Here is a 23,229-nt window from a genome sequence, read left to right as displayed (position 1 = left end):
GACATCCTGGAGCTTCACTTCGGCGCCGCGCGCCGCCTGGTTCGCCAATGAGCGCGCCTGTTGCTATCCGTACTGCTGTCGCCGCCTGCCTGGCGCTGGCCAGCCCTGTGTTGTGGGCCGGCAGCCTGCCGGTGCCGGTGGACGGCAAGGTCGTTGACCAGCGCCCGGCCGTGGAGCAGGAGCGCGTCTACCCCATGGGCCCGCTGCGCAAGATCAGCGGCCGCCTGCGGGTCGAAAACAAGGTCGAGAGCCGCGGCCAGGTCAGCTCGGTAACCTACGAACTGCCAGTCGAACGGACTGCCCGTGAAGCCTTCACCAGTGCCCGCGAAGAGCTGCAGCGTGACGGCGGTTACCCGTTGTTCTGGTGCCAGGGCCGCGATTGCGGCGAGGCCAGCCTGTGGGCCAACGATGTGTTCGCCAATGCCCGCCTCAACGGTGGCGACGAGCAGCAGGCGTTCATCTTGCTGCGCCGCTCGGCAGAAGAGGCCGACACCTTGGTCGCGCTCTACAGCGTCACACGTGGCAACCGCCGCGCCTACCTGCATGTGGAGGAGTTCGTCGCCGCCAGCCCGCTGGGCGAGCTGCTGCCAACCGCCGCCACGGTGCTGCGCGAAATGCGTGATACCGGCAAGCTCGACTACCCTGACCTTGCTGCACCGCAAGACACCTGGGTGAACCTGCTGGCCCGCAGCCTGAACCTCGACAGCACCTTGCGCGCCAGCCTCAGTGGCGCCCAGGCCGAAGCCTGGCGCGAGGCGCTGGTCAAGGCCGGTGTGCGCAATGGCCGCCTTGAGGTCGGCAGTGCGCCCACAGACGGCCTGCACCTTGAACTGATCCGTTGAACGAGCGCCACCATGGTTAACAATGATCGCCTGCTGGTCCAGATTCTGCTGCTGGCGTTACTGGGCGCCGGCCTGTGGGTGATGGCACCGTTCATTTCGGCATTGCTGTGGGGGGCCATCCTGGCCTTTGCCAGTTGGCCGTTGATGCGCTTGCTGACCCGTGTGCTGGGCGGGCGTGAAACCCTCGCGGCAAGCCTGCTGACCACGGCCTGGATCCTGATCGTGGCACTGCCGCTGGTGTGGCTGGGGTTCAACCTGGCCGATCACATTCGCGATGCCACGGCGTTTGTACGTGACGTGCAGGTCGATGGCCTTCCGGATGCGCCGGCCTGGCTGGGTGGCATTCCATTCGTGGGCGAGCGCCTGGTCAACGGGTGGCAATCGCTGGACCAGCAAGGCGCGGCCTTGCTGGCCTCGGCCAAGCCCTACTTCGGGCAGGTGGGCAACTGGTTGCTGGCGCGCAGTGCGCAGATCGGCAGCGGTGTGCTGGAACTGACCCTGAGCCTGGTGTTCGTGTTCTTCTTCTACCGCGACGGGCCGCGTCTGGCAGCTTTCGTGTTGCGCTTGCTGCACCGCCTGATGGGCGAGCGCGCCGAGTATTACCTGGAGCTGGTAGCCGGTACCGTGCAGCGGGTGGTCAACGGGGTGATCGGCACGGCGGCCGCGCAGGCGCTGCTGGCGCTGATCGGCTTCCTGATTGCCGGGGTGCCCGGGGCGATCGTGCTGGGCCTGGTGACCTTCATGCTCAGCCTGATCCCCATGGGCCCGCCACTGGCCTGGATCCCGGCCACTGCCTGGCTGGTGTGGAAGGGCGAGTACGGCATGGCGGTGTTCCTGGGTATCTGGGGCACTTTCGTCATCAGTGGCGTGGACAACGTGCTCAAGCCGTACCTGATCAGCCGTGGCGGCAACCTGCCGCTGGTGATCGTGCTGCTGGGTGTATTCGGTGGCTTGCTTGCCTTTGGCTTCATTGGCCTGTTCATCGGGCCGACCTTGCTGGCGGTCGGTTACAGTCTGCTGCTGGACTGGAGCCGTAACGCCGCACAGCAGCCGCCACAGCAATAAGCCTGTAACGGGCTCTTCGCGGGCACGCCCGCTCCCACAGGTACTGCACAGTCTTCATACGGTGGATTCACCCGCGAAGAGGCCAGTACAGGCAGCCCAACAAGCTGATCTTTACGCATTCTTTATACCTCCCCCCATCCCCCGGTCTCGCCCCTTTACGCCCCTCCCTAAGACAATTTCCCCAAAGCGGCCCAAGCCGTAACACGGGGAGAACCACTCATGAACATGCTCGACGGGCTGTCACTGCTGCTGGCAGTGGCCTTGGCGTTTTATCTGCTGGTGGCGCTGCTGCGCGCCGATCGCAGCTAGGGAGCGACCATGCACAGTTACGATTTCGCCTTGCTCCTGGCGTTCTTTGCCATCGTGCTGCTACCGGCACCCTGGCTTGGGCGGTTCTACTTCAAGGTCATGGAAGGCCAGCGCACCTGGCTGTCGCCACTACTCGGCCCGGTCGAGCAAGCTTGCTACCGGCTGGCGGGGGTGAACGCCAGCCAGGAGCAGAACTGGCGGCAGTACACCCTGGCCCTGCTGGCCTTCAACCTGGTCGGGTTCCTGCTGCTGTTCGCCGTGCTGTTATTGCAGGGCTACCTGCCGCTCAACCCGCAGCACCTGCCGGGCCAGGAATGGTCGCTGGCGTTCAATACCGCCGTCAGTTTCGTGACCAACACCAACTGGCAGGCCTACAGCGGTGAGGCCTCGGTCAGCTATTTGAGCCAGATGCTCGGCCTGACCGTGCAGAACTTTGTCAGTGCTGCCACCGGCCTGGCCGTGCTGGTTGCGCTGTGCCGTGGCATTGCCCGGCGCAGCACCTCGACGCTGGGCAACTTCTGGGTCGACATGACCCGTGCCACCCTCTACTGCTTGCTGCCGCTGTGCTTGCTGTTGGCGCTGTTGCTGGTATGGCAGGGCGTGCCGCAGACCTTTGCCGACTATGCCCATGCGCTGACCTTGCAAGGTGCTGACCAGACCATTCCACTGGGGCCGGCTGCCAGCCAGATCGCTATCAAGCAATTGGGTACCAATGGTGGCGGCTTCTTCGGCGTCAACTCGGCGCACCCGTTCGAAAACCCCACGGCCTGGAGCAACCTGTTCGAGGTGGCTTCGATCATCCTCATTCCGGTGGCCTTGGTGTTCACCTTCGGCCACTACGTGAGGGACCTGCGCCAGAGCCGCGCCATCCTCGCCTGCATGCTTGCCCTGTTCCTGATCGGTGGCAGCACGGCGTTGTGGTCCGAGCATCAACCCAACCCGGCCCTGCAGAGCCCACAGGTGCAGCAGACCGGCCCCCTGGAGGGCAAGGAAAGCCGCTTCGGCACCACCGGTTCGGTGCTGTGGACGGTCACTACCACCGCGGCCTCGAACGGCTCGGTCAACGCCATGCACGACAGCCTGAACCCGCTGACCGGCATGGTGGCGATGGTCAACATGATGGTCGGCGAGGTGATCTTCGGCGGCGTCGGGGCGGGCCTCTACGGCATGCTGTTGTTCGTCCTGATCGCGGTGTTCCTGGCCGGGCTGATGATTGGCCGCACCCCGGAATACCTGGGCAAGAAACTCCAGGCCCGTGAGGTGCAGTTGCTGGTGGCGACCCTGCTGGTGATGCCGGTGGGCGTGCTGGTGCTTGGCGCCATTGCTGCCAGCCTGCCAGGCCCGGCGGGGGCGGTCACCAACCCTGGGGCGCATGGTTTCAGCCAGCTGCTGTACGCCTATACCTCGGGCACGGCCAACAACGGCTCGGCGTTCGCCGGTTTTGGCGCCAACACGGTGTACCACAACCTGATGATCGGCCTGGCCATGCTCATCGGCCGCTTTGGCTACATCCTGCCGATCCTGGCCTTGGCCGGCAGCCTGGCGGCGAAGAAAAGCGCGCCACAGGGGCAGAACAGCTTCCCCACCCACGGCCCGCTGTTCACCGGCCTGCTGCTGGTGACCATTTTGCTGGTCGGTGGCCTGACCTTCCTGCCGACCCTGGCCCTTGGGCCAATCGCCGAACACCTGAGCCTGGGTTTTTGAGGACCGATCATGAACATGCCCATTCCTGAAGTGAATACCCGGCACACTGCCAAGGACCAGACCCGCTTCGCCGCGCTGTGGCGCCCGGCGCTGGTGCAGGCGTTCGTCAAGCTTGACCCGCGTCAGCTCAAACGCTCGCCGGTGATGCTGGTGGTGGCCCTGACCGCAGTGCTCACCACCGTGCTGTGCTTCGCCCCCGGTAATGGCGTGAGCACGGGTGTTGCCGTGCAAATCGCCCTGTGGCTGTGGTTTACCGTGCTGTTCGCCAACTTCGCCGAAGCCCTCGCCGAAGGCCGTGGCAAGGCCCGCGCCGACAGCCTCAAGGCCGGTAGCCAAGGCCTGACTGCCCAGCGTCGCCAGCGTGATGGCAGTTACGAGACGGTTGCTGCCAGCGCGCTGCGCAAGGATGACGTGGTACGCGTGATAGCCGGCGAGATGATCCCCGGTGACGGCGAGGTGCTTGAAGGTATCGCGGCGGTCAACGAGGCCGCCATTACCGGCGAGTCTGCACCCGTGATCCGCGAGTCCGGCGGCGACCGCTCGGCGGTCACCGGCAACACCCGGTTGGTCTCCGACTGGCTGCTGATCCGTATTACCAGCAATCCGGGCGAGTCGACCCTGGACCGCATGATTGCCTTGGTCGAAGGTGCCAAGAGACAGAAGACTCCCAACGAGATCGCCCTCGACATCCTGCTGATCGGCCTGACCCTGATCTTCCTGATCGTGGTGGTGACCTTGCAGCCGTTCGCCCACTTCGTGGGGGGCAGCCTGCCGCTGATCTTCCTGGCTGCATTGCTGGTGACGCTGATCCCCACCACCATCGGCGGGCTGCTGTCGGCCATCGGCATCGCCGGCATGGACCGGCTGGTGCGGCTGAACGTCATTGCCCGCTCGGGCCGCGCAGTCGAGGCCGCTGGTGACGTGCATACGCTGATGCTCGACAAGACCGGTACGATCACCTTCGGCAACCGCCGCTGCAGCGCGCTGCATGCAGCACCGGGCATCGCTGTCAAGGAACTGGGGGAGGGCGCCTTGCTGGCCTCGCTGGCTGACGATACCGCCGAGGGCAAGTCGATTGTCGAGTACCTGCGCCAGTTGCACGACTTCGTCGAGCCTCCCGCCGGTCAGTTCGAAGCCGTGGCCTTCAGCGCCGAAACGCGCCTGTCGGGCATCGACTACCAGCAGCACCGCTACCGCAAGGGCGCGGTAGATGCCGTGCTGGCATTCGTCGGCATGCAACGCCTGGAAATGCCCCCGGCGCTGGCCCGCGAAGTGGAACGTATTGCCCAGAGCGGTGGTACGCCGCTGCTGGTGTGTGTCGACAAGCGCCTGCTTGGCGTGATCCACCTCAAGGATGTGGTAAAGCCCGGCATCCGCGAGCGCTTCGCCGAGCTGCGCAAACTGGGCATCCGCACCGTGATGGTGACCGGCGACAACCCGTTGACTGCCGCCGCCATCGCCGCAGAGGCGGGCGTGGATGACGTACTGGCCGAGGCCACCCCCGAGAAGAAGCTGGCGCGTATCCGCCAGGAGCAGAACGACGGCCGCCTGGTGGCCATGTGCGGCGACGGCGCCAACGACGCCCCGGCACTGGCCCAGGCCGATGTGGGCATGGCCATGAACGACGGCACCCAGGCCGCGCGCGAGGCGGCCAACATGGTCGACCTGGACAGCGACCCGACCAAGCTGCTGGATGTAGTACAGGTCGGCAAGGAGTTGCTGGTGACCCGCGGTGCGTTGACCACGTTCTCCATTGCCAACGACGTGGCCAAGTACTTCGCCATCCTGCCGGCACTGTTTGCGGCCATCTACCCGCAGCTGGGCGTACTCAACCTGATGCACCTGGCCAGCCCACAGAGCGCGATCCTGTCGGCCATCGTGTTCAACGCGCTGATCATCATCGTGCTGATCCCGCTGGCGTTGCGTGGCGTGCGGGTGCAGGCGGCCAGTGCGGCGCACCTGTTGCGGCGCAACCTGCTGATCTACGGCCTGGGCGGCATTCTGGTGCCGTTCGCCGGGATCAAGCTGATCGACCTGCTGCTCAATGCCCTGAACCTGGTCTGAGGAGGCCGCCATGAATGCTTATGTACGCCCGGCGTTGAGCCTGGCCCTGTTGATGACGCTGGTGACCGGCGCACTGTATCCGCTGGCAGTGACCGGCATCGCCCAGGTTGTTTTTCCGGACCAGGCCAATGGCAGCCTGGTGCGGGATGACCAGGGCCAGGTGCGCGGTTCGGCACTGATCGCCCAGGAATTCAAGGGTGATGGCTGGTTCCATGCACGGCCGTCGGCAGGCGCTTACGCCACGGTGGCCAGCGGGGCCAGCAACCTTTCGCCAAGCAACCCGGCGCTGGCCGAGCGGGTCAAGGGGGAGGCGGCTGCGCTGTATCAGGTGCAGCAGGGGCCGGTGCCGCAGGCGTTGCTGACCACCTCGGGCAGCGGCCTCGACCCACACCTGCCACCGGAGGCGGTTACCTATCAGATCCCACGTGTGGCGGCGGCGCGGAAACTGCCGGTGGAGCGCTTGCAAGCCTTGCAGGAAGAGGCCACCCTCCACCCATTGATCGGCCCACCGGTGGTCAATGTACTGGCGTTGAACAAGGCCTTGGAAAAGCTCGCAATTACCAAATGAAATTGAAGCGGTAGCAGGGACCCTGTGGGAGCGGGTCACCCGCGAATGCGATAGTGCTGCCAGCAACGCATTCGCGGGTGAACCCGCTCCCACAGTTACGGTGCTTGCCCCTGAAATAGCAAAGGATGAAACATGAGTGATTCCGCCCGCGCAGATGCGCTGTTGGCTAACCTACCGCGCACCGGCCGGGGTCGGCTGAAGGTGTTCCTTGGCGCCGCCCCCGGCGTCGGCAAGACCTTCGCCATGCTCCAGGCCGCCCACGGCCAGCAACGTCAGGGTGTGCAGGTACTGGCCGGGGTGGTGGAAACCCACGGCCGTGCTGAAACCGAAGCGCTGCTCGCCGGCCTTCAGCAGCAGCCGTTGCTGCGCAGCCAGTACCGTGGCGTCACCCTTGAGGAAATGGACCTCGACGGCCTGCTCAAGGCTGCGCCGGCCTTGGCTCTGGTCGACGAACTGGCCCACACCAACGCCCCCGGCAGCCGCCACGCCAAGCGCTGGCAGGACGTGCAGGAGCTGCTGGCCGCCGGCATCGACGTGTACACCACGGTCAACGTCCAGCACCTGGAAAGCCTCAACGACAAGGTGCGCGACATCACGGGCGTACAAGTGCGTGAAACCCTGCCGGACTGGGTGCTGCAGGAAGCCTTCGAACTGGTGCTGATCGACCTGCCACCCCGTGAACTGCTCGAACGCCTGCGTGAAGGCAAGGTTTACGTGCCCGAGCAGGCGCGGGCGGCCATCGATGCTTACTTCTCGCAAACCAACCTCACCGCCTTGCGCGAACTGGCCATGCAAACTGCCGCCGCGCAGGTCGATGCCGACCTCGCCGACGGCTATCGCCAACGTGGCCAAGAGGCCCCGGCCTTGCGCGGGCGGCTCCTGGTAGGCGTGGACGGCGACGACCAGGCCGAACGCCTGGTGCGCCATGCCAGCCGCGTGGCGCAACGCCGCCACCTGCCCTGGAGCCTCGTGCATGTGGACAACGGCCGCCTGCGCGACGAAACCGCGCGTCACCGCTTGCAGGCCGCGCAGCAGCTGGCCGAGCGCCTGGGCGGTGAGGTGGTGCTGCTAAGGGCTGGCGAAGTGGCGCGCACGTTGATCCAGCATGCCGCCGAACGGCGGGCCAGCCTGGTGCTGGTGGGGCAGTCCCGTGACCGCCTGCGTCGTCGCCTGTTCGGTGCCGGTGTGGCTGCGCGGCTGCTGCGCGAAAGCCATGGGCTGGAAATCAACGTGCTGGACCGCGACGTGCAGCCGCACGCACCGCGGTCGGCGGTGCGGCGGGTGTGGGTGTGGCGCCACTACCTGCTGGCGCTGCTGGCCACGGTCATGGCGGCGGGGCTGGCCTGGGTGGTGTCGAGTGTGCTGGCGCTGCCCAACATCTCGCTGGTGTTTCTGGCTGCGGTGTTGCTGGTGGCGGTGCGCAGCAGCCTGGGGCCTGCGCTGGCGTGCGCCGCGTTATCGTTCCTGACTTACGATTTTCTGTTCATTCCACCCAATTTCTCGTTCAGCATCCAGCGCGAAGAAGACGTGCTGACCTTGGTGTTCTTCCTGCTGATGGCCGCGCTTACCGGCAACCTGGCCGCGCGCCAGCGCCGCCAGTTGCAGGCGCTGCGCGAAACCCAGGCGCAGACCAGCCAGTTGCTCGACCTGTCGCGCCGACTGACCGTGGCCACCGACCGCCAGGCCGTGTTCAATGCCGCCGGCCAGCATCTGGACGGCTGGCAAGACATGCAGGTGTGCCTGCTGGAGCGCAACGCTGAAGGCCAGCTGCAGGTGACCAGCGGCGAAGCCTACGCCTTCAGCGACACCGAACGAGCTGCCGCCGATTGGGCCTGGCAGCACGGCCAGGCCGCTGGCCATGGCAGCGACACCTTGCCCAATGGCCGCTGGTGGTGGTGGCCGCTGGCGGTGGACGAACAGCCTTTGGCACTGCTGGGTGTGCGCCCGCGCAACGGGCAGCCGCTCAACGACCCACGCCGGCGTCTGCTGACGGCCTTGGGCCAGCCACTGGCTCAGGCCCTGGCCCGCGCCCGTCTGGCCGAGCAGTTGGAGGCTGCGCGCCTGCATGGCGAAACCGAGCAGCTGCGCAGCGCCTTGCTGGCGTCCGTCTCCCACGACCTGCGCACGCCGTTGACCGCCATGCGCGGCAGTATCGACAGCCTGCTGGCGTTGGGCGAAGCGATCCCGCCTGAAGACCGCCGCGAGCTGTTGGAGGGCACCCGCAACGAGGCCGAACGCCTCGATCGCTATATCCAGAACCTGCTGGACATGACCCGCCTGGGTCATGGTGGCCTCAAGCTTGCCCGCGACTGGGTAGCCCCGGGCGACATAGTTGGCAGTGCGCTGAACCGCCTGCGCGTCGTGCTGGCGCCGCTGCGGGTGCACACCGACGTACCGGCCGAGTTGCCGTTGCTGTTCGTGCATGCGGCGCTGATCGAACAGGCGCTGGTCAACGTGCTGGAAAACGCCGCACGCTTCTCCCCGGCCAATGGTCGGCTGGAGCTGCAAGTGGCCGTGCATGAAGACCAGTTGCGCTTTACCGTCAGCGATCAGGGCCCGGGCATTCCAGTCGCCGACCGCGAGAAGATTTTCGACATGTTCTATACCGCTGCCCGTGGTGACCGCGGCGGGCAGGGCACAGGCCTGGGCCTGGCAATCTGCCAGGGCATGATCGGCGCCCATGGCGGGCAGATTCTGGTGGGCGAAGGCATTGATGGCCAGGGCACCGGCATCACTTTATGCTTGCCGCTCCCCCCTCAACCTGAAGCCGAAAGCGAAACCCCATGAGCCAGTCCGCTACCCTGTTGGTCATCGACGATGAACCGCAGATCCGCAAGTTCCTGCGCATCAGCCTGGCCTCGCAGGGCTACAAGGTGCTCGAAGCCGCTACCGGCCAGGAAGGGCTGGCCCAGGCTGCACTGGGCAAGCCGGACCTGGTGGTGCTCGACCTGGGCCTGCCGGACATGGACGGCCAGCAGGTGCTGCGTGAACTGCGCGAATGGAGCGCGGTGCCGGTGATGGTGCTGTCGGTGCGCGCCAGTGAAGTGCAGAAGGTGGATGCGCTGGACGGCGGGGCCAACGACTACGTGACCAAGCCGTTTGGCATCCAGGAATTTCTGGCGCGGGTGCGGGCCTTGCTACGCCAGGTGCCACAGGCCGGGGGCTCGGAAGTGGCAGCCAGCTTTGGGCCGCTGACCGTGGATTTTGCCTTTCGCCGGGTGACCCTGGACGGTGTGGAGGTGGCGTTGACGCGCAAGGAGTATGCCTTGCTGGCGCTATTGGCCGGGCACCCAGGACGGGTGATTACCCAGCAGCAACTGCTCAAGGATGTCTGGGGGCCTACCCATGTAGAGAATACCCACTACCTTCGGATCGTGGTCGGGCATCTGCGGCAGAAGCTGGGCGATGACCCCACGGCGCCACGGTTCATCATCACCGAGGCAGGGGTGGGGTACAGATTGGTGGCGCCGATAGCCTGACCCGCTGCCACAGCAACGAGCTCATTGCCGCTGTTCTATACGTGACAGCGCAGCCTAAAGGCCTGGGCAATCTCCAAAAGGGCAGCGACGCCTGCAAGGGGCTTCACGCCCTGGGTGGCTCCTTCTCGAACAGCTGGCGCATTACCTCCAGGTAGCGTCGAGCGCCCAGGCCCAACGGGCGTGACTTGATCCAGATGATGTCTACCCACAGGCGCAGGCGGCTGGCCATGTTGTCAAAGCGCACCTCGGCCAGTGCACCGGAAGCAATCAGCGGTTCAACCAGCGGCTGCGGCAGATAGGCCCAGCCCAGCCCGGACTGCACCAGGTCCAGCGTGGCCAGGTAGCTGTCGGTCAGCCAGATGCGCCGCGACAGCACCATGCGCGGGTCCGACCCGGTGGCCTTGCCCGAGGCCACGATGATCTGCCGTTGTTCGGCAAAGGCCTCTTCAGGCAGTGGCGTGCCGCTGTTCTGCCCGGCCGGATGGCGCGGTGAGGCGACGGCCACCAGCAGTTGGCTGCCGGCTTCGAGGAACGACTCACGTTCGTCGATGCCGGGCCGTTCGAACACCAGTGCCAGTTGCACACTGCCGTCATGCAACAGGCGAATGGCTTCGGTCTGGGTGGCGGAGCGCACTTCGATTTCCAGGCTGGGAAATTCCTGGGCGAGGGTTTCCAGTGGCTGGCTCCAGCGGCCAGTCTGTAGCTCGGGCGCCACGGCGATGGTCAGGCGTTTTTCCAGGCCCTTGTGCAGTTGCAGGGCCTGGGCATCCAGCAGGTTGAGCTGGCAGATCACCTGCCTGGCCTGGGGCTCAAGCGCCAGGGCGGCGCTGGTGGGCAAGGCTTTGCGCGTGGCCCGGTCGAACAGCGGCAGGTCCAGCTCCGCTTCCAGTTGGGCGATTGCCATGCTTACGGCCGAAGGCACGCGGCCCAGCTTGCGCGCGGCGGCGGAGAACGAGCCGGCATCCAGCACCGCGAGGAAAATTGCCAAGGAGTCGCTGGTAAAGGCCATTGTCAGTAAACCTGATGATGATCATCTTTTATTGCTAGAAATTATGAACACTAATGCGCGTACAGGACAGTCCCCCCCCCGATGGAGAAGAGCGTGCATAGACCAACCGCGTGGCATGTCACTCACTGGAGTACAGACCCGTTCAGCCTCGGTGCCTACAGCGCGCTGTTGCCTGGAGGGACGCCGCAGCATCGAAGTGACCTGGGCCAGGTGCTGCATGAGCGTTTGGTCATCGCCGGGGAAGCCTGTGACGCCAGCGCCCCGGCAATGACTCATGGCGCCTGGAATGACGGGCTGCGTGCCGCCGAGGCAGCCTTGAGTGCCGGCGCGCGAAGGGTGATCGTGATCGGCGCGGGCTGTGCAGGCCTGGCTGCAGCACAACGCCTGCGGGCGCAGGGTGTCGATTGCACTGTGCTGGAGGCACGGGGGCGAACAGGTGGCCGCACGCATTCTGTCGACCTGGGCGGCATAAAGGCGGATGAAGGCGCTGCATGGCTGCAGCATTTCGCTGAGAACCCATTGGCCACCGTTGCGCAGCAGCACGGCTTGGCTTGCGTCGAGACCGACTTCAGCCGCCCGCTTGCAGCTGCAAGGGGCGGGGTACTGCCCGATGTCGACGGCGCCTGGGCTGCCTTGACCAAAAGTATCGACCGGCGGCAGCCCTTGTCTGAGGCGATCAACCGCTACATGGCCACACTCGACCCTGCGCGCAGGCGCGCCACACAGTTTGCCATCGACGCCAATCTTGTCCTGGAAGCGTGTTTGCCAGTGGAGCAACTGTCGCTCAGTGCGCTGGACGAAGAGGGTGTCGGGCATGGCGATAGCATGCTGCCAGGCGGCTACAGCGAGCTTGTCGACTTGCTGGCAAAGGACCTGGATATCCACCTGAACACTCCGGTAACCCACATCGACTGGTCGAGCGCCCGCGTCAAGGTGAATGAAGAGGTGTGCGATTTCTGCATTTGCACTGTCCCTGTGGGGGCGTTGAAGATGTTGCACTTCACCCCGGCGTTACCTGAAACACAGCAACAAGCGCTGGTACATCTGGGCATGGGCAAGCTGGAGAAGGTGATTCTGCAGTTCGATGAGCGCTGGTGGCCGTGTTCACCTTCCGGCTACCTGCGCTGGTATGACGTGCCTGCCAGTTGGGGTGAGTGGCTGGACCTGACTGATGCCGTAGGCAAGCCCACCATTGCCGGGCTGATTGCCGCCGATGCGATCGAGCGCCAGTTCAGCGGGCGCACGGATGAACAGATCGCCATGGCAGCAACGGGGACATTGCAGGCGTGGGCCACAGCCATCGGGCCCACGCCATAATACTTACAGCCCTTCGCCCAGCACTCGGTCAATGCAGTCGACAAAGTAGTCCACGCTCGCCCGGGTGGTGCACATCGGTGGCTTGATCTTGAGGATATTCAGGTAGTCCCCGGTCGGCTGCATGAAGATGCCCAGGTCACGCAGGCGATTGCACAGCGTCATGGTCTCTTCGGTGGCCGGCTCCAGGGTTGCGCGGTCGCGAACCAGCTCCAGCCCCAGGTAGAAGCCCGAGCCATGTGCCGCCCCGGCCAGTGGGTGCTTGTCGACCAGCGCCTGCAGGCGGGCCTTGAAGTAGCGCCCGGTGTCGCGGGCGTTGTCCCACAGGCCTTCTTCCTGCATCACGTCCAGCACCGCCATACCGATGCGGCAGCTGACCGGGCTGCCACCGGCCGAGGAGAAGAAGTAACCCTCGGCCTCCAGCGCCTCGGCGATTTCGCGGCGGGTGATGACCACGCCCAGCGGCTGGCCGTTGCCCATGCCCTTGGCCATGGTGATGATGTCGGGCACCACGCCCTGCTCCTCGAAACCCCAGAAGTATTCGCCCAGGCGGCCATAACCCACCTGCACTTCGTCGGCGATGCATACCCCGCCACGGGCGCGGACCTTGGCATAGGCATCGCTCAGGTAGCCGGCTGGCAACGAGATGCCGCCAGCATTACCGTACACCGGCTCGCAGATGATGCCCGCCAGCTGGCGGTCACGGGCATCCAGGTCAGCCAGTTTGGCGTCGACGTCCTGCAGGTAGTCCGCGGCGCTGTCGGCACCGCGGAAACGCCCCCGGAAGGTGTTCGGTGCCTCGACCGGGTGCACCCAGTCCGGGCGGGTTTCCAGGGCTTGCGGGTTGTCGGCGATGGACGTGGAGATGGCATCGGTGGCCACTGACCAGCCGTGGTAGGCCTCCAGCACGCTGAGCAGGTCACGCCCGCCGCTGTAGGCCCAGGCCAGGCGAATCGCCAGGTCGTTGGCTTCGGTGCCGCTGTTGACCATGAACACCCGGTCGAAACCTTCGGGTGCCAGCGCCAGCAGGCGCTCGGAGAACTCGGTGATGGCGGCGTAGTGGAAGCGCGAGTTGGTGTTCAGCAGCGACCACTGCCGCGCCGACTCGGCGACCATGCGCGGGTGGCCATGCCCTAGCACCGCGACGTTGTTGAGCATGTCCAGGTATGAACGGCCCCGCATGTCGATCAGGTAGTTGCGCCAGCCGCGTTCGATGTGTGGCGGCTGCGCGTAGTAGTGCTTCTGCGAACGGGCGAAGCTGGCGTCGCGGCGGGCCAGCAGGGCTTGCGGATCGGGTAGCGGCTCGGCATCGCAATCGAAGCCCAGCAGCGCGGCTGGCGACGGGCACAGGGCCAGCCAGGCGTCAGCGTGTGACAGGGTGGCGAAGAATGGCGGCTGGATGCCGTTGTCCAGGCACAGCTGTATGCTGAGGAAACCACAGCTGTTGCCCAGGGGCTGGCCTTTTTCCACGGCCTGGCCGTCTGCCGGTACGTTTTCCAGGCCCTGCAGCCACAAAGCCCAATGCGCGGTGCGCAGGCAGCCACGGCCGTCGCCGTGTCGCTGCCAGGTGCCGGGTGCTGGCGCTTGCACCAGGGTACCGTTGGGCAGGTGCAGCTCAACGCCGAGGGCGCAGGTGGCGGGCTCTTCGGGGCGGTCGATGTGGGTTTGCGACAGGCGATATTGCCCGTGCAGGCTGCAGGCCGGAGCGGCCTGCGAAGCCAGCAGACGCTGGTCGAAACCGGGCTGCTCCCAGTTGCCGGCCTCGCAGTGTGTGCTGAGTACCCCCAGGTCCACCCGTGTTACGGCCTGCCCGGCCAGCTCGGGGAGCAGGGGTGCGCAACCGTTGAAGTCCGGCGCCTTGGGTTGCAGGCCCGCAGCCTGCAGGATGGCCGCCTCCATCAGGGCGATGGGCACGGCGGTGGCAGTGTCGAAAATTTCCCATTCGTGGGCAATGTTGTCGCGGGTGTACTGGTTGCCCGGGTCGACGGCGAGCTGCTTTTCACTGCTCAGCACCAGTACGGCAGCGCGGTTCAGCACCAATGGCCACAGCGCGCGCAGTTCGGCCTCGGTCAACGGGTTGAGCGCCTGGTAGGCCCGCACGGCTGGCAGGATGCGCAGTGGGTCGCCCTCGGCGTGGTGCAACAGCGCAGCGCAGGTTACCGACAGGTCGGCGATGCGCCAGGTGCGCAGCAGGTCGCCGAAATCGATCACGCCTTGCAGTTGCCACTGGCGCTGGGCATCACGGGCCCACACGGTGTTGTCGTCGGTGATGTCCAGGTGCACGGCCTGGCTTGGCAAGTGATCAACCAGCGGCATCAGGCGCTCTCGGGCCTGGCGGGTGGCGTGTTCGATGCGGGCGCGCTGCCCGCTGTGCTGCAGTACCGGCAGCAGATGATCGATCAACGCCTGGGCATGCTGCGGGTCCCATTGCAGGGTGCGCGCAAGGCCTGGGTGGTCGAAGCCGGCCAGGGCCTTGTCCAGCTTCGCACAGAGCCCGCCCAGCTCAGCCATCAGGTGTGGCTCCATGTGCTTGAGACGGGTCAGCGGCTGGCCTTCGATGTAATCGAGCAGCCGCAGGCGCAGTGGTTGTTCGTCGATGTCCAGTTCCAGCAACCCCATGCCGTTGTGGGCAAAGCGTACGGCGGGTACCGGCAAACCCTGCTCGCGCAGGAAGGCCAAGGCGGCGTGCTGCGCTTCAAGTTCCAGCTGGGCATAGCTGCCGTGGCAGGCCTTCAGCACATAGCCACCCTGGGGCGTGGTCACGCGAAAGTTCAGGTCTTGCTGGCTGCCCAGTACCGAAAGGTTGCCGGCAACGCCGTAGTGGGCCTGAAGCACGGCGTGGGCCTGGGTTTCGCTCAGCGTTGGGCTGGGCCGGCCGGAGCGCTGTATCAGCGTGGCCAGGGCAGGGGAAGCGGGCGGGTGTTGTGGGCTGGACATGGCTCTACCGTTGGTACTTGGGGTTGACGGTGAAGAATTTATGCCCGAATCGATTGATGATGGAAGACGATTGTTGTCAGAAAAATTGATAACTAGGCTGAGTTATAGAAAATCAATGGGGCCGCTTTGCGGCCCTATCGCGACACAAGGCCGCTCCCACAGGTACTGTGCAAGTCTCGAAACCTGGGATGATCCTGTGGGAGCGGGCATGCCCGCGAAGGGGCCGGCCTTTGCAGCACGTTGATCAGCCTTAGGGCGAAGTTCTGGGCTCAGCGGGCATCTGTACCTTGATCAATGTCGACTCAAGCAAAACCCGCAGCGCCTCCAGCTCATGCATTGAGGTCATCACCAGGATCGAAGCCGGGGATTTTGGCCGAAGCAGCAGCCCCCCAAAGCTAACCAACGGCATTCACCTCTAAAAACGCCGCCTCCAGCAACTGCCGTGTATACGGATGCTGCGGCGCATGGAAGATCGCCTGCGCATCCCCTTGCTCCACCACCTGCCCATGCTTGATCACCATCAACTGGTGACTCAGCGCCTTGACCACCGCCAGGTCATGGCTGATGAACAGGTACGTCAGGTTGTACTTTTGCTGCAGGTTACGCAGCAATTCCACCACTTGCCGCTGTACGGTGCGGTCCAGCGCGGAGGTGGGTTCGTCTAGCAGGATCAGTGCGGGCTTCAGCACCAGCGCCCGGGCAATGGCGATGCGCTGGCGTTGCCCGCCGGAAAACTCATGGGGGTAGCGATGGCGCGTGCGCGGGTCCAGGCCTACTTCCTCCAGGGCCGCGATAATCGCCGCTTCCTGTTCCTGCGCGGTGCCAATGCCGTGAATGCGCAGCCCTTCACCCACAATGTCCGCCACGCACATGCGCGGGCTCAGGCTGCCAAACGGGTCCTGGAACACCACCTGCATTTCCCGCCGCAGCGGCCGTACGGCCTTCTGGTTCAGCCCTTGCAGGTTCTGCCCATGGAAGCGGATGCCGCCCTGGCTGGAAATCAGCCGCAGGATCGCCAGGCCGAGCGTCGACTTGCCCGACCCTGATTCCCCGACAATCCCCAGCGTCTGCCCTTGCGGCAAGCTGAAGTTGACCCCGTCCACGGCCTTTACATGGTCAACCGTGCGCCGCAGCAGCCCCTTCTTGATCGGGAACCACACCTTGAGGTCATCCACTTCCAGTAGCGGCGCGCCTACCGGGTTGTGCGCCGGCAGCCCGCTGGGCTCGGCATTTATGAGCATTCGGGTGTAGTGGTGCTGTGGCGAGCTGAACAGCGTGGCGCATTCGGCTTGCTCTACAATTTGCCCGCGCTGCATCACGCACACGCGGTGGGCGATGCGACGCACCAGGTTCAGGTCATGGCTGATCAGCAGCAGCGCCATGCCCAAGCGCGCCTGCAGTTCCTTGAGCAGGTCGAGAATCTTCAGCTGCACGGTCACGTCCAGCGCCGTGGTCGGTTCATCTGCAATCAGCAGTTCCGGCTCGTTGGCCAGTGCCATGGCGATCATTACCCGTTGGCGCTGCCCGCCCGACAGTTCGTGGGGCAGGGCCTTCAAGCGTTTGTGCGGCTCGGGAATGCCGACCAGGTCCAGTAGCTCCAGGGTACGTGCGGTCGCTTCCTTGCCGGTCAGGCCCTTGTGCAGCAGAAGGATTTCGTTGATCTGCTTCTCGATGCAGTGCAGCGGGTTGAGCGAGGTCATCGGCTCCTGAAAGATCATCGCAATGCGGTTGCCGCGAATGCGCTGCAGGGTCTTCTCGTTCTGCTGCAGCAGGTCCTTGCCTTCGTAGCGGATGCTGCCGCTGGGGTGGCGGGCCAGGGGGTAGGGCAGCAGGCGCAGGATCGAGTGGGCGGTGACCGATTTGCCCGAGCCACTTTCGCCCACCAGCGCCAGCGTCTCGCCTTTGCGGATGTCAAAGCTGATGCCATCCACCACCCGGTTGACCTGGTCCCCGGTCACGAACTCCACGGCCAGGTCCCGCACTTCGATCAGGTTCTGTTCACTCATGTCACTTCCTCGGGTCGAAGGCATCGCGGGCGGATTCGCCGATGAACACCAGCAGGCTCAGCATCAGCGCCAGCACGGCGAAAGCGCTGATGCCCAGCCACGGCGCTTGCAAGTTGGACTTGCCCTGCGCCACCAGCTCGCCCAGCGATGGCGAACCGGCAGGCAGGCCGAAGCCGAGAAAGTCCAGGGCGGTGAGGGTGCCGATCGCGCCGGTGAGAATGAATGGCATGAAGGTCATGGTCGAGATCATGGCGTTGGGCAGGATGTGCCGGTACATGATCGCGCCGTTGCGCATGCCCAACGCACGGGCGGCGCGCACGTATTCCAGGTTACGCCCACGCAGGAATTCGGCGCGTACCACGTCCACCAGGCTCATCCACGAGAACAGCAGCATGATACCCAGCAGCCACCAGAAGTTGGGCTGCACGAAGCTGGCCAGGATGATCAGCAGGTACAGCACCGGCAGGCCCGACCAGATTTCCAGAAAGCGCTGCCCGGCCAGGTCGACCCAGCCGCCATAGAAACCTTGCAAGGCACCGGCGATGACGCCGACGATGGAGCTGGCCACGGTCAGGGTAAGGGCGAAGAGCACCGAAATGCGGAAGCCGTAGATCACCCGCGCCAGCACGTCGCGGCCCTGGTCGTCGGTGCCCAGCCAGTTGTCCGTGGAGGGTGGCGCCGGGGCGGGCACGCGCAGGTCGTAATTGATGCTCTGGTAGCTGAACGGGATTGGCGCCCACAGCACAAAGCTGTCTTTCTTGGCCAGCAGTTCGCGGATGTACGGGCTCTTGTAGTTGGCCTCCAGCGGGAATTCGCCGCCGAAGGTGGTTTCCGGGTAGCGCTTGAACGCCGGGAAGTACCATTCGCCGTCGTAACGCACGGCAACGGGCTTGTCGTTGGCGATCAGCTCCGCGCCGAGGCTCAGGCCGAACAGGATCAGGAACAGCCACAGCGACCACCAGCCACGGCGGTTGGCCTTGAAGCGCTCGAAGCGCCGGCGGTTGAGGGGGGACAAGGCCATGTCAGTGCTCCCGGCTCGCGAAGTCGATGCGTGGATCGACCAGGGTGTAGGTCAGGTCGCCGATCAGTTTCACCACCAGCCCCAGCAGGGTGAAGATGAACAGGGTGCCGAAGACCACCGGGTAGTCGCGGTTGATAGCCGCTTCGAAACTCATCAGGCCCAGGCCGTCAAGGCTGAAGATGACCTCGATCAGCAAGGACCCGGTGAAGAAGATGCCGATGAACGCCGACGGGAAGCCGGCTATCACCAGCAGCATGGCGTTGCGGAACACGTGGCCGTACAGCACCCGTGGCCGGCTGAGGCCCTTGGCCTTGGCGGTGACCACATATTGCTTGTTGATCTCGTCGAGGAAGCTGTTCTTGGTCAGCAGGGTCATGGTGGCGAAGTTGCCGATGACCAGCGCGGTGATCGGCAGCACCAGGTGCCAGAAGTAGTCCAGCACCTTGCCGGTGGTGCTCAGCTCGTCGAAGTTGTTGGAGGTGAGGCCACGCAGCGGGAACCAGTCGAAGTAGCTGCCTCCGGCGAACAGCACGATCAACAGGATGGCGAACAGGAACGCCGGGATGGCGTAGCCGACAATGATCGCCGAGCTGGTCCACACGTCGAAGTGGCTGCCGTGGCGCACCGCCTTGGCGATCCCCAGCGGGATCGACACCAGGTACATGATCAGCGTGCTCCACAGCCCCAGCGAGATCGACACCGGCATCTTCTCGACAATCAGGTCGATCACCTTGGCATCGCGGAAGAAGCTGTCGCCGAAGTCCAGCTGGGCGTAATTCTTGATCATGATCCACAGGCGCTCGGGCGGCGACTTGTCGAAGCCGTACATGCGCTCGATTTCGGCGATCAGCGCCGGGTCCAGGCCCTGGGCGCCGCGGTAGTTGGAGCCGGCCACGGAAACCTCGGCGCCTCCACCGGCAATGCGGCTGGTGGCGCCCTCGAAGCCTTCGAGCTTGGCGATCATCTGCTCTACCGGGCCACCGGGGGCGGCCTGGACGATGATGAAGTTGATGACAAGGATACCGAACAGGGTCGGGATGATCAGCAGCAGGCGCCGCAGGATATACGCCAGCATGTTAGTTGGCCTCGTCCGCAGGGGCGTCGTTCACCGCCGGGGTTACCCCAGGCTTGATCCACCAGGTGTCGATGCCGATGTCGTACTTGGGCGACACTTTCGGGTGGCCGATGTGGTTCCAGTAGGCCACGCGCCAGGTCTTGATGTGCCAGTTGGGGATCACGTAGTAGCCCCATAGCAACACGCGGTCGAGGGCGCGGCAGTGGTCGATCAGGCTCTGGCGAGAGTCGGCGTTGATCAGCTCTTCCACCAACTGGTCGATGACCGGGTCGCGCAGGCCGATGAAGTTGCGGCTGCCGGGGTTGTCGGCGGCGGCACTGGACCAGAATTCGCGCTGCTCGTTGCCCGGCGAGTTGGACTGCGGGTAGCCGCCGACGATCATGTCGTAGTCCCGTGAACGCAGGCGGGTGATGTACTGGGAAACGTCGACCCGGCGGATGCTCAGGTCGATGCCCAGGTCGGCGAGGTTGCGCTTGAACGGCAGCAGAATGCGTTCGAATTCGGTCTGCGCCAGCAGGAACTCGATGCTTACCGGCTTGCCTTGGGCGTCGACCATCTTGTCGTCGACGATTTTCCAGCCGGCTTCCTGCAGCAGCTTGTAGGCCTGGCGCTGCTGCTCGCGGATCATCCCGCTGCCGTCGCTGACAGGGTTCTTGAAGGCCTCGGAGAATACCTGGTCAGGGACTTTGCCACGCAGCGGCTCGAGGATTTTCAGCTCGTTGGGGCTGGGCAGGCCGTGAGCGGCCATTTCCGAGTTGTCGAAGTAGCTGCCGGTGCGGGTGTAGGCACCGTTGAACAGCTGCTTGTTGGTCCACTCATAGTCCAGCAGCAGGCTCAGCGCCTGGCGCACACGCACGTCCTGGAACACCGGGCGGCGGATGTTGAAGATGAAACCCTGCATGCCGGTGGGGTTGCCGTTGGGCAGCTCTTCCTTGATCAGGCGGCCTTCCCGCACGGCGGGCACGTTGTAGGCGGTGGCCCAGTTCTTCGCGCTGACTTCCAGCGCATAGTCGAACGCCCCGGCCTTGAGCGCCTCCAGGGCAACGGTGGTGTCACGGTAGGAGTCGAAGGTCATGGCATCGAAGTTATAGAACCCGCGATTGATCGGCAGGTCCTTGGCCCAGTAGTCCTTGACCCGCTCGTAGCGCACCGAGCGCCCGGCCTTGACCTCGGCAACCTTGTACGGGCCGCTGCCCAAGGGGATTTCCAGGTTGCCGCGGTTGAAGTCGCGGTTTGCGTACCAGTGCTTGGGCAGTACGGGCAACTGGCCGAGAATCAGCGGCAGCTCGCGGTTGCCCTTGTGCTTGAACCTGAACAGCACCCTCAGCGGGTCTTCGGCGACCACTTCGGCGACGTCGGCGTAGTACTGGCGGTACAGCGGCGCACCGTCCTTGATCAGGGCATTGAAGGTGAACACCACGTCTTCGGCACGCATCGGGTGGCCGTCGTGGAAGCGGGCTTCGGGGCGCAGGTAGAAGCGCACCCAGCTGTTGTCCGGGGCTTTCTCGATCTTGCCGGCCACCAGGCCGTACTCGGTGAACGGCTCGTCCTGGCTCTGGCGCATCAGGGTGTCGTAGATGCTGCCGATGTTCTCGGCCGACACGCCTTTGTTGATGAACGGGTTGAGGCTGTCGAAGCCGCCGAAGCTGGACTGGCGGAAGGTGCCGCCCTTGGGGGCGTCGGGGTTGACGTAGTCGAAGTGCTTGAAATCGGCAGGGTACTTGGGTGGCTCGTCGTACAGAGTGAGCGCGTGCTGCGGTGCGGCCAGGGTGGGAAGGCTCAGGCAGGCGAGCAACAGGCTGCATGCCAGCCGGCGCAGACGGTGCGTTGGCGTCATTGGGCTTTCTCCGAAGTCTTGATCCACCAGCTGTTCAGCCCAAGGGTGTAGGGCGGTGTGGTGACGAAGGCGAACCGGTTGCGGTAGGCCAGGCGATGGTTGTCGAGGTACCAGTTGGGGATCATGTAGTACTGCCATGAGAGCACGCGGTCCAGGGCGCGGGCGGCGGCGACCTGGTCGTCGCGGGTGCGTGCGGCAAGCAGGGTGTCGAGCAGGTGGTCGACCACCGGGTCCTTGACCCCAGCATAGTTCTTGCTGCCCTTGGTGGCGGCCTGGCTGGAATGGAAGTACAGCCACTGTTCAAGGCCCGGGCTCAGGGTCTGGTTCAGGGTCATCAGAATCATGTCGAAATCGAACTGGTCCAGACGTTGTTTGTACTGGGCACGGTCCACGGTGCGCAAGCGTGCATCGATGCCGATGCTGGACAGATTTTCGACATAAGGTTGCAGGATGCGTTCAAGGTTGGGGTTTACCAACAGCAGTTCCATGCGCAGTTGCTGGCCCTTGCTGTCGACCAGGCGCTGGCCGTTCAGCTTCCAGCCAGCCTCGGCAAGCAGGCCCAAGGCCTGGCGCAGGGTCTGGCGGCTGATGCCGCGGCCATCGGTGTGGCTGACCTTGTACGGTTCGCTGTACAGTTTGGCCGGTAACTGGTCACGGAACGGCGCCAGCAACAGCCACTCCTTGCCGGTGGGCAGGCCACTGGCAGCGAACTCGCTGTTGGGGTAGTAACTGGTCGAGCGGCGGTAGGCGCTGCTGAACAGGGCGCGGTTGGTCCACTCGAAGTCGAGCATCAGCCCCAACGCCTGGCGTACCCGCGGGTCGCTTAAGGTGGCCCGACGGCTGTTCATGAACAGGCCCTGGGTTTGCGTAGGGATCTGGTGGGGGATCTGCGCCTTGATCACTTCGCCACGGCGCACGGCCGGGAAGTTGTAGCCGTTGGCCCAGTTCTTCGCCTGGTGCTCGATGTAGATGTCGAATTCGCCAGCCTTGAACGCTTCGAAGGCCACCGTGGCGTCGCGGTAGAACTCGTATTCCACGCGCTTGAAGTTGTACTTGCCACGGTTGACCGCCAGGTCCTTGCCCCAGTAGTTCTTCACCCGTTCGAACACCAGCCGGCGCCCGGGTTGTACTTCGGTGATGCGGTAGGGGCCGCTGCCCAGGGGTGGCTCGAAGGTAGTGGCCTTGAAGTCGCGCTTTTGCCAATAGTGCTTGGGCAGCACCGGCATCTCGCCCAGGCGCAGTATCAGCAGGGGGTTGCCCGCGCGCTTGAACACGAAACGGATGCGCAGCGGGCCGAGGATGTCTACCCGTTGCACTTCCTGCAGGTTGGTGCGGTAGATCGGGTGGCCGTCCTTGAGCAGCGTGCGGTAGGAAAAGGCCACGTCTGCCGAGGTGATCGGCTGGCCGTCGTGCCAGCGGGCTTCCGGGCGCAGGTTGAACACCACCCAGCTGCGGTCCTCGCTGTATTCGACCGAACGGGCGATCAGGCCGTAGCTGGAGGTCGGCTCGTCACCCGACGGGTCGTACTGACCGGTGCCGACCATCAGCGGCTCGTTCAGCTCGCTGATGCCGTACTGCTGGAAATTGGGCGTGGTGATCGGGCTCGACCCCTTGAAGGTGTAGGGGTTGAGGGTATCGAAGGTGCCAAAAGCCATGGCGCGCAAGGTACCGCCCTTGGGCGCTTGCGGGTTGACCCAGTCGAAATGGGTGAATGTGGCTGGGTACTTGAGCGTGCCGAACTGCGCGTATCCGTGGCTTTCGCTCACCATCGCGGCTACGGGGAAGCTCAAGGCCAGGCTGATTGACAGCAGGAGGGGACGTATCAAGTCGGCATCCGATCCAGAGGCGTTGGGCTTTGATCGGGTACAGTAACAGCTTGGTGGGGTTGGAAAAAGAGAGGTTTTGAAGGAGGAAGTGGCGGCGCGGTCCGGTGCATGCTGTTGGGGGAGACACTGTACCTGTGGGAGCGGCCTTGTGTCGCGAAAGGGGCGCGGAGCGG

At 64.7% G+C, this 23,229-nt stretch carries 16 protein-coding genes; 9 read left to right on the top strand and 7 right to left on the bottom strand.

The window, feature by feature from the left end; all coding sequences use genetic code 11:
* The first annotated feature begins 47 nt into the window (after positions 1 to 47).
* From E8E78_RS26205 to E8E78_RS26170, 8 genes are all read left to right on the top strand, one after another.
* Positions 48 to 842: a DUF4892 domain-containing protein gene (locus E8E78_RS26205; protein ID WP_280313710.1), complete on the top strand. Its 795-nt coding sequence runs from the start codon at positions 48 to 50 to the stop codon at positions 840 to 842.
* Positions 843 to 854: 12 nt separating this feature from the next.
* Positions 855 to 1,907, top strand: coding sequence for an AI-2E family transporter (locus tag E8E78_RS26200; protein ID WP_016498717.1), 1,053 nt, complete (start codon positions 855 to 857; stop codon positions 1,905 to 1,907).
* Between the two features lie 219 nt (positions 1,908 to 2,126).
* Positions 2,127 to 2,216 (top strand): K(+)-transporting ATPase subunit F, encoded by a 90-nt coding sequence (gene kdpF, locus E8E78_RS26195; RefSeq protein ID WP_003251485.1) that lies wholly within the window; start codon positions 2,127 to 2,129, stop codon positions 2,214 to 2,216.
* A 9-nt stretch (positions 2,217 to 2,225) separates the two neighbouring features.
* Positions 2,226 to 3,920: a potassium-transporting ATPase subunit KdpA gene (gene kdpA, locus E8E78_RS26190; RefSeq protein WP_280313709.1), complete on the top strand. Its 1,695-nt coding sequence runs from the start codon at positions 2,226 to 2,228 to the stop codon at positions 3,918 to 3,920.
* A gap of 9 nt (positions 3,921 to 3,929) precedes the next feature.
* Positions 3,930 to 5,984: a potassium-transporting ATPase subunit KdpB gene (kdpB, locus tag E8E78_RS26185; RefSeq protein ID WP_280313708.1), complete on the top strand. Its 2,055-nt coding sequence runs from the start codon at positions 3,930 to 3,932 to the stop codon at positions 5,982 to 5,984.
* A 10-nt stretch (positions 5,985 to 5,994) separates the two neighbouring features.
* On the top strand, positions 5,995 to 6,552 hold the full coding sequence (gene kdpC, locus E8E78_RS26180; protein WP_059395950.1) for a potassium-transporting ATPase subunit KdpC: 558 nt from the start codon (positions 5,995 to 5,997) through the stop codon (positions 6,550 to 6,552).
* A 132-nt stretch (positions 6,553 to 6,684) separates the two neighbouring features.
* A complete protein-coding gene (locus tag E8E78_RS26175; RefSeq protein WP_280313706.1) occupies positions 6,685 to 9,339 on the top strand; it encodes a sensor histidine kinase KdpD in 2,655 nt (884 codons plus the stop codon).
* Positions 9,336 to 10,031: a response regulator gene (locus tag E8E78_RS26170; protein ID WP_049277298.1), complete on the top strand. Its 696-nt coding sequence runs from the start codon at positions 9,336 to 9,338 to the stop codon at positions 10,029 to 10,031. Before E8E78_RS26175 ends, E8E78_RS26170 begins: the two co-directional genes overlap by 4 nt.
* 103 nt (positions 10,032 to 10,134) lie before the next feature.
* Here the strand turns inward: E8E78_RS26170 and E8E78_RS26165 are convergent, their stop codons facing one another.
* Positions 10,135 to 11,040, bottom strand: coding sequence for a LysR family transcriptional regulator (locus tag E8E78_RS26165; RefSeq protein ID WP_016498723.1), 906 nt, complete (start codon positions 11,038 to 11,040; stop codon positions 10,135 to 10,137).
* 81 nt (positions 11,041 to 11,121) lie between these two features.
* On the opposite strand from E8E78_RS26165, the gene E8E78_RS26160 reads away from it, so the two are divergent.
* On the top strand, positions 11,122 to 12,357 hold the full coding sequence (locus tag E8E78_RS26160) for an NAD(P)/FAD-dependent oxidoreductase (RefSeq protein ID WP_059395952.1): 1,236 nt from the start codon (positions 11,122 to 11,124) through the stop codon (positions 12,355 to 12,357).
* Between the two features lie 3 nt (positions 12,358 to 12,360).
* On the opposite strand, the gene E8E78_RS26155 is transcribed toward E8E78_RS26160, so the two are convergent.
* The 6 genes from E8E78_RS26155 to E8E78_RS26130 form a co-directional block, all read right to left on the bottom strand.
* Positions 12,361 to 15,291 (bottom strand): aminotransferase, encoded by a 2,931-nt coding sequence (locus E8E78_RS26155; RefSeq protein ID WP_049277293.1) that lies wholly within the window; start codon positions 15,289 to 15,291, stop codon positions 12,361 to 12,363.
* Between the two features lie 395 nt (positions 15,292 to 15,686).
* A complete protein-coding gene (locus E8E78_RS26150) occupies positions 15,687 to 17,297 on the bottom strand; it encodes an ABC transporter ATP-binding protein (protein ID WP_049277290.1) in 1,611 nt (536 codons plus the stop codon).
* A 1-nt stretch (position 17,298) separates the two neighbouring features.
* A complete protein-coding gene (locus tag E8E78_RS26145; RefSeq protein WP_016488246.1) occupies positions 17,299 to 18,318 on the bottom strand; it encodes an ABC transporter permease in 1,020 nt (339 codons plus the stop codon).
* A gap of 1 nt (position 18,319) precedes the next feature.
* The gene (locus E8E78_RS26140) at positions 18,320 to 19,393 is read right to left on the bottom strand and encodes a microcin C ABC transporter permease YejB (protein WP_016498730.1); all 1,074 of its coding nucleotides are present in this window, start codon (positions 19,391 to 19,393) and stop codon (positions 18,320 to 18,322) included.
* Between the two features lies 1 nt (position 19,394).
* Positions 19,395 to 21,230 carry an extracellular solute-binding protein gene (locus E8E78_RS26135; protein ID WP_049276680.1) on the bottom strand — a complete coding sequence of 612 codons (1,836 nt, stop codon included), beginning with the start codon at positions 21,228 to 21,230 and terminating at the stop codon, positions 19,395 to 19,397.
* Positions 21,227 to 23,056 (bottom strand): extracellular solute-binding protein, encoded by a 1,830-nt coding sequence (locus tag E8E78_RS26130; RefSeq protein ID WP_205350776.1) that lies wholly within the window; start codon positions 23,054 to 23,056, stop codon positions 21,227 to 21,229. The genes E8E78_RS26135 and E8E78_RS26130 overlap by 4 nt, the downstream gene beginning before the upstream one ends.
* Positions 23,057 to 23,229 lie beyond the last annotated feature (173 nt).

This window comes from Pseudomonas sp. BN505, assembly GCF_029873175.1.
Lineage (GTDB): Bacteria > Pseudomonadota > Gammaproteobacteria > Pseudomonadales > Pseudomonadaceae > Aquipseudomonas > Aquipseudomonas putida.
Note: the sequence above shows the minus strand (reverse complement) of the source record. Positions and strands in the feature narration are given on the sequence as shown.

Excerpts from the sequence above, each read along its gene's own strand:
- E8E78_RS26205 (WP_280313710.1), top strand. The coding sequence starts at position 48 with ATGAGCGCGCCTGTTGCTATCCGTACTGCTGTCGCCGCCTGCCTGGCG.
- E8E78_RS26200 (WP_016498717.1), top strand. The coding sequence starts at position 855 with ATGGTTAACAATGATCGCCTGCTGGTCCAGATTCTGCTGCTGGCGTTA.
- kdpF (WP_003251485.1), top strand. The coding sequence starts at position 2,127 with ATGAACATGCTCGACGGGCTGTCACTGCTGCTGGCAGTGGCCTTGGCG.
- kdpA (WP_280313709.1), top strand. The coding sequence starts at position 2,226 with ATGCACAGTTACGATTTCGCCTTGCTCCTGGCGTTCTTTGCCATCGTG.
- kdpB (WP_280313708.1), top strand. The coding sequence starts at position 3,930 with ATGAACATGCCCATTCCTGAAGTGAATACCCGGCACACTGCCAAGGAC.
- kdpC (WP_059395950.1), top strand. The coding sequence starts at position 5,995 with ATGAATGCTTATGTACGCCCGGCGTTGAGCCTGGCCCTGTTGATGACG.
- E8E78_RS26175 (WP_280313706.1), top strand. The coding sequence starts at position 6,685 with ATGAGTGATTCCGCCCGCGCAGATGCGCTGTTGGCTAACCTACCGCGC.
- E8E78_RS26170 (WP_049277298.1), top strand. The coding sequence starts at position 9,336 with ATGAGCCAGTCCGCTACCCTGTTGGTCATCGACGATGAACCGCAGATC.
- E8E78_RS26165 (WP_016498723.1), bottom strand. The coding sequence starts at position 11,040 with ATGGCCTTTACCAGCGACTCCTTGGCAATTTTCCTCGCGGTGCTGGAT.
- E8E78_RS26160 (WP_059395952.1), top strand. The coding sequence starts at position 11,122 with ATGGAGAAGAGCGTGCATAGACCAACCGCGTGGCATGTCACTCACTGG.
- E8E78_RS26155 (WP_049277293.1), bottom strand. The coding sequence starts at position 15,291 with ATGTCCAGCCCACAACACCCGCCCGCTTCCCCTGCCCTGGCCACGCTG.
- E8E78_RS26150 (WP_049277290.1), bottom strand. The coding sequence starts at position 17,297 with ATGAGTGAACAGAACCTGATCGAAGTGCGGGACCTGGCCGTGGAGTTC.
- E8E78_RS26145 (WP_016488246.1), bottom strand. The coding sequence starts at position 18,318 with ATGGCCTTGTCCCCCCTCAACCGCCGGCGCTTCGAGCGCTTCAAGGCC.
- E8E78_RS26140 (WP_016498730.1), bottom strand. The coding sequence starts at position 19,393 with ATGCTGGCGTATATCCTGCGGCGCCTGCTGCTGATCATCCCGACCCTG.
- E8E78_RS26135 (WP_049276680.1), bottom strand. The coding sequence starts at position 21,230 with ATGACGCCAACGCACCGTCTGCGCCGGCTGGCATGCAGCCTGTTGCTC.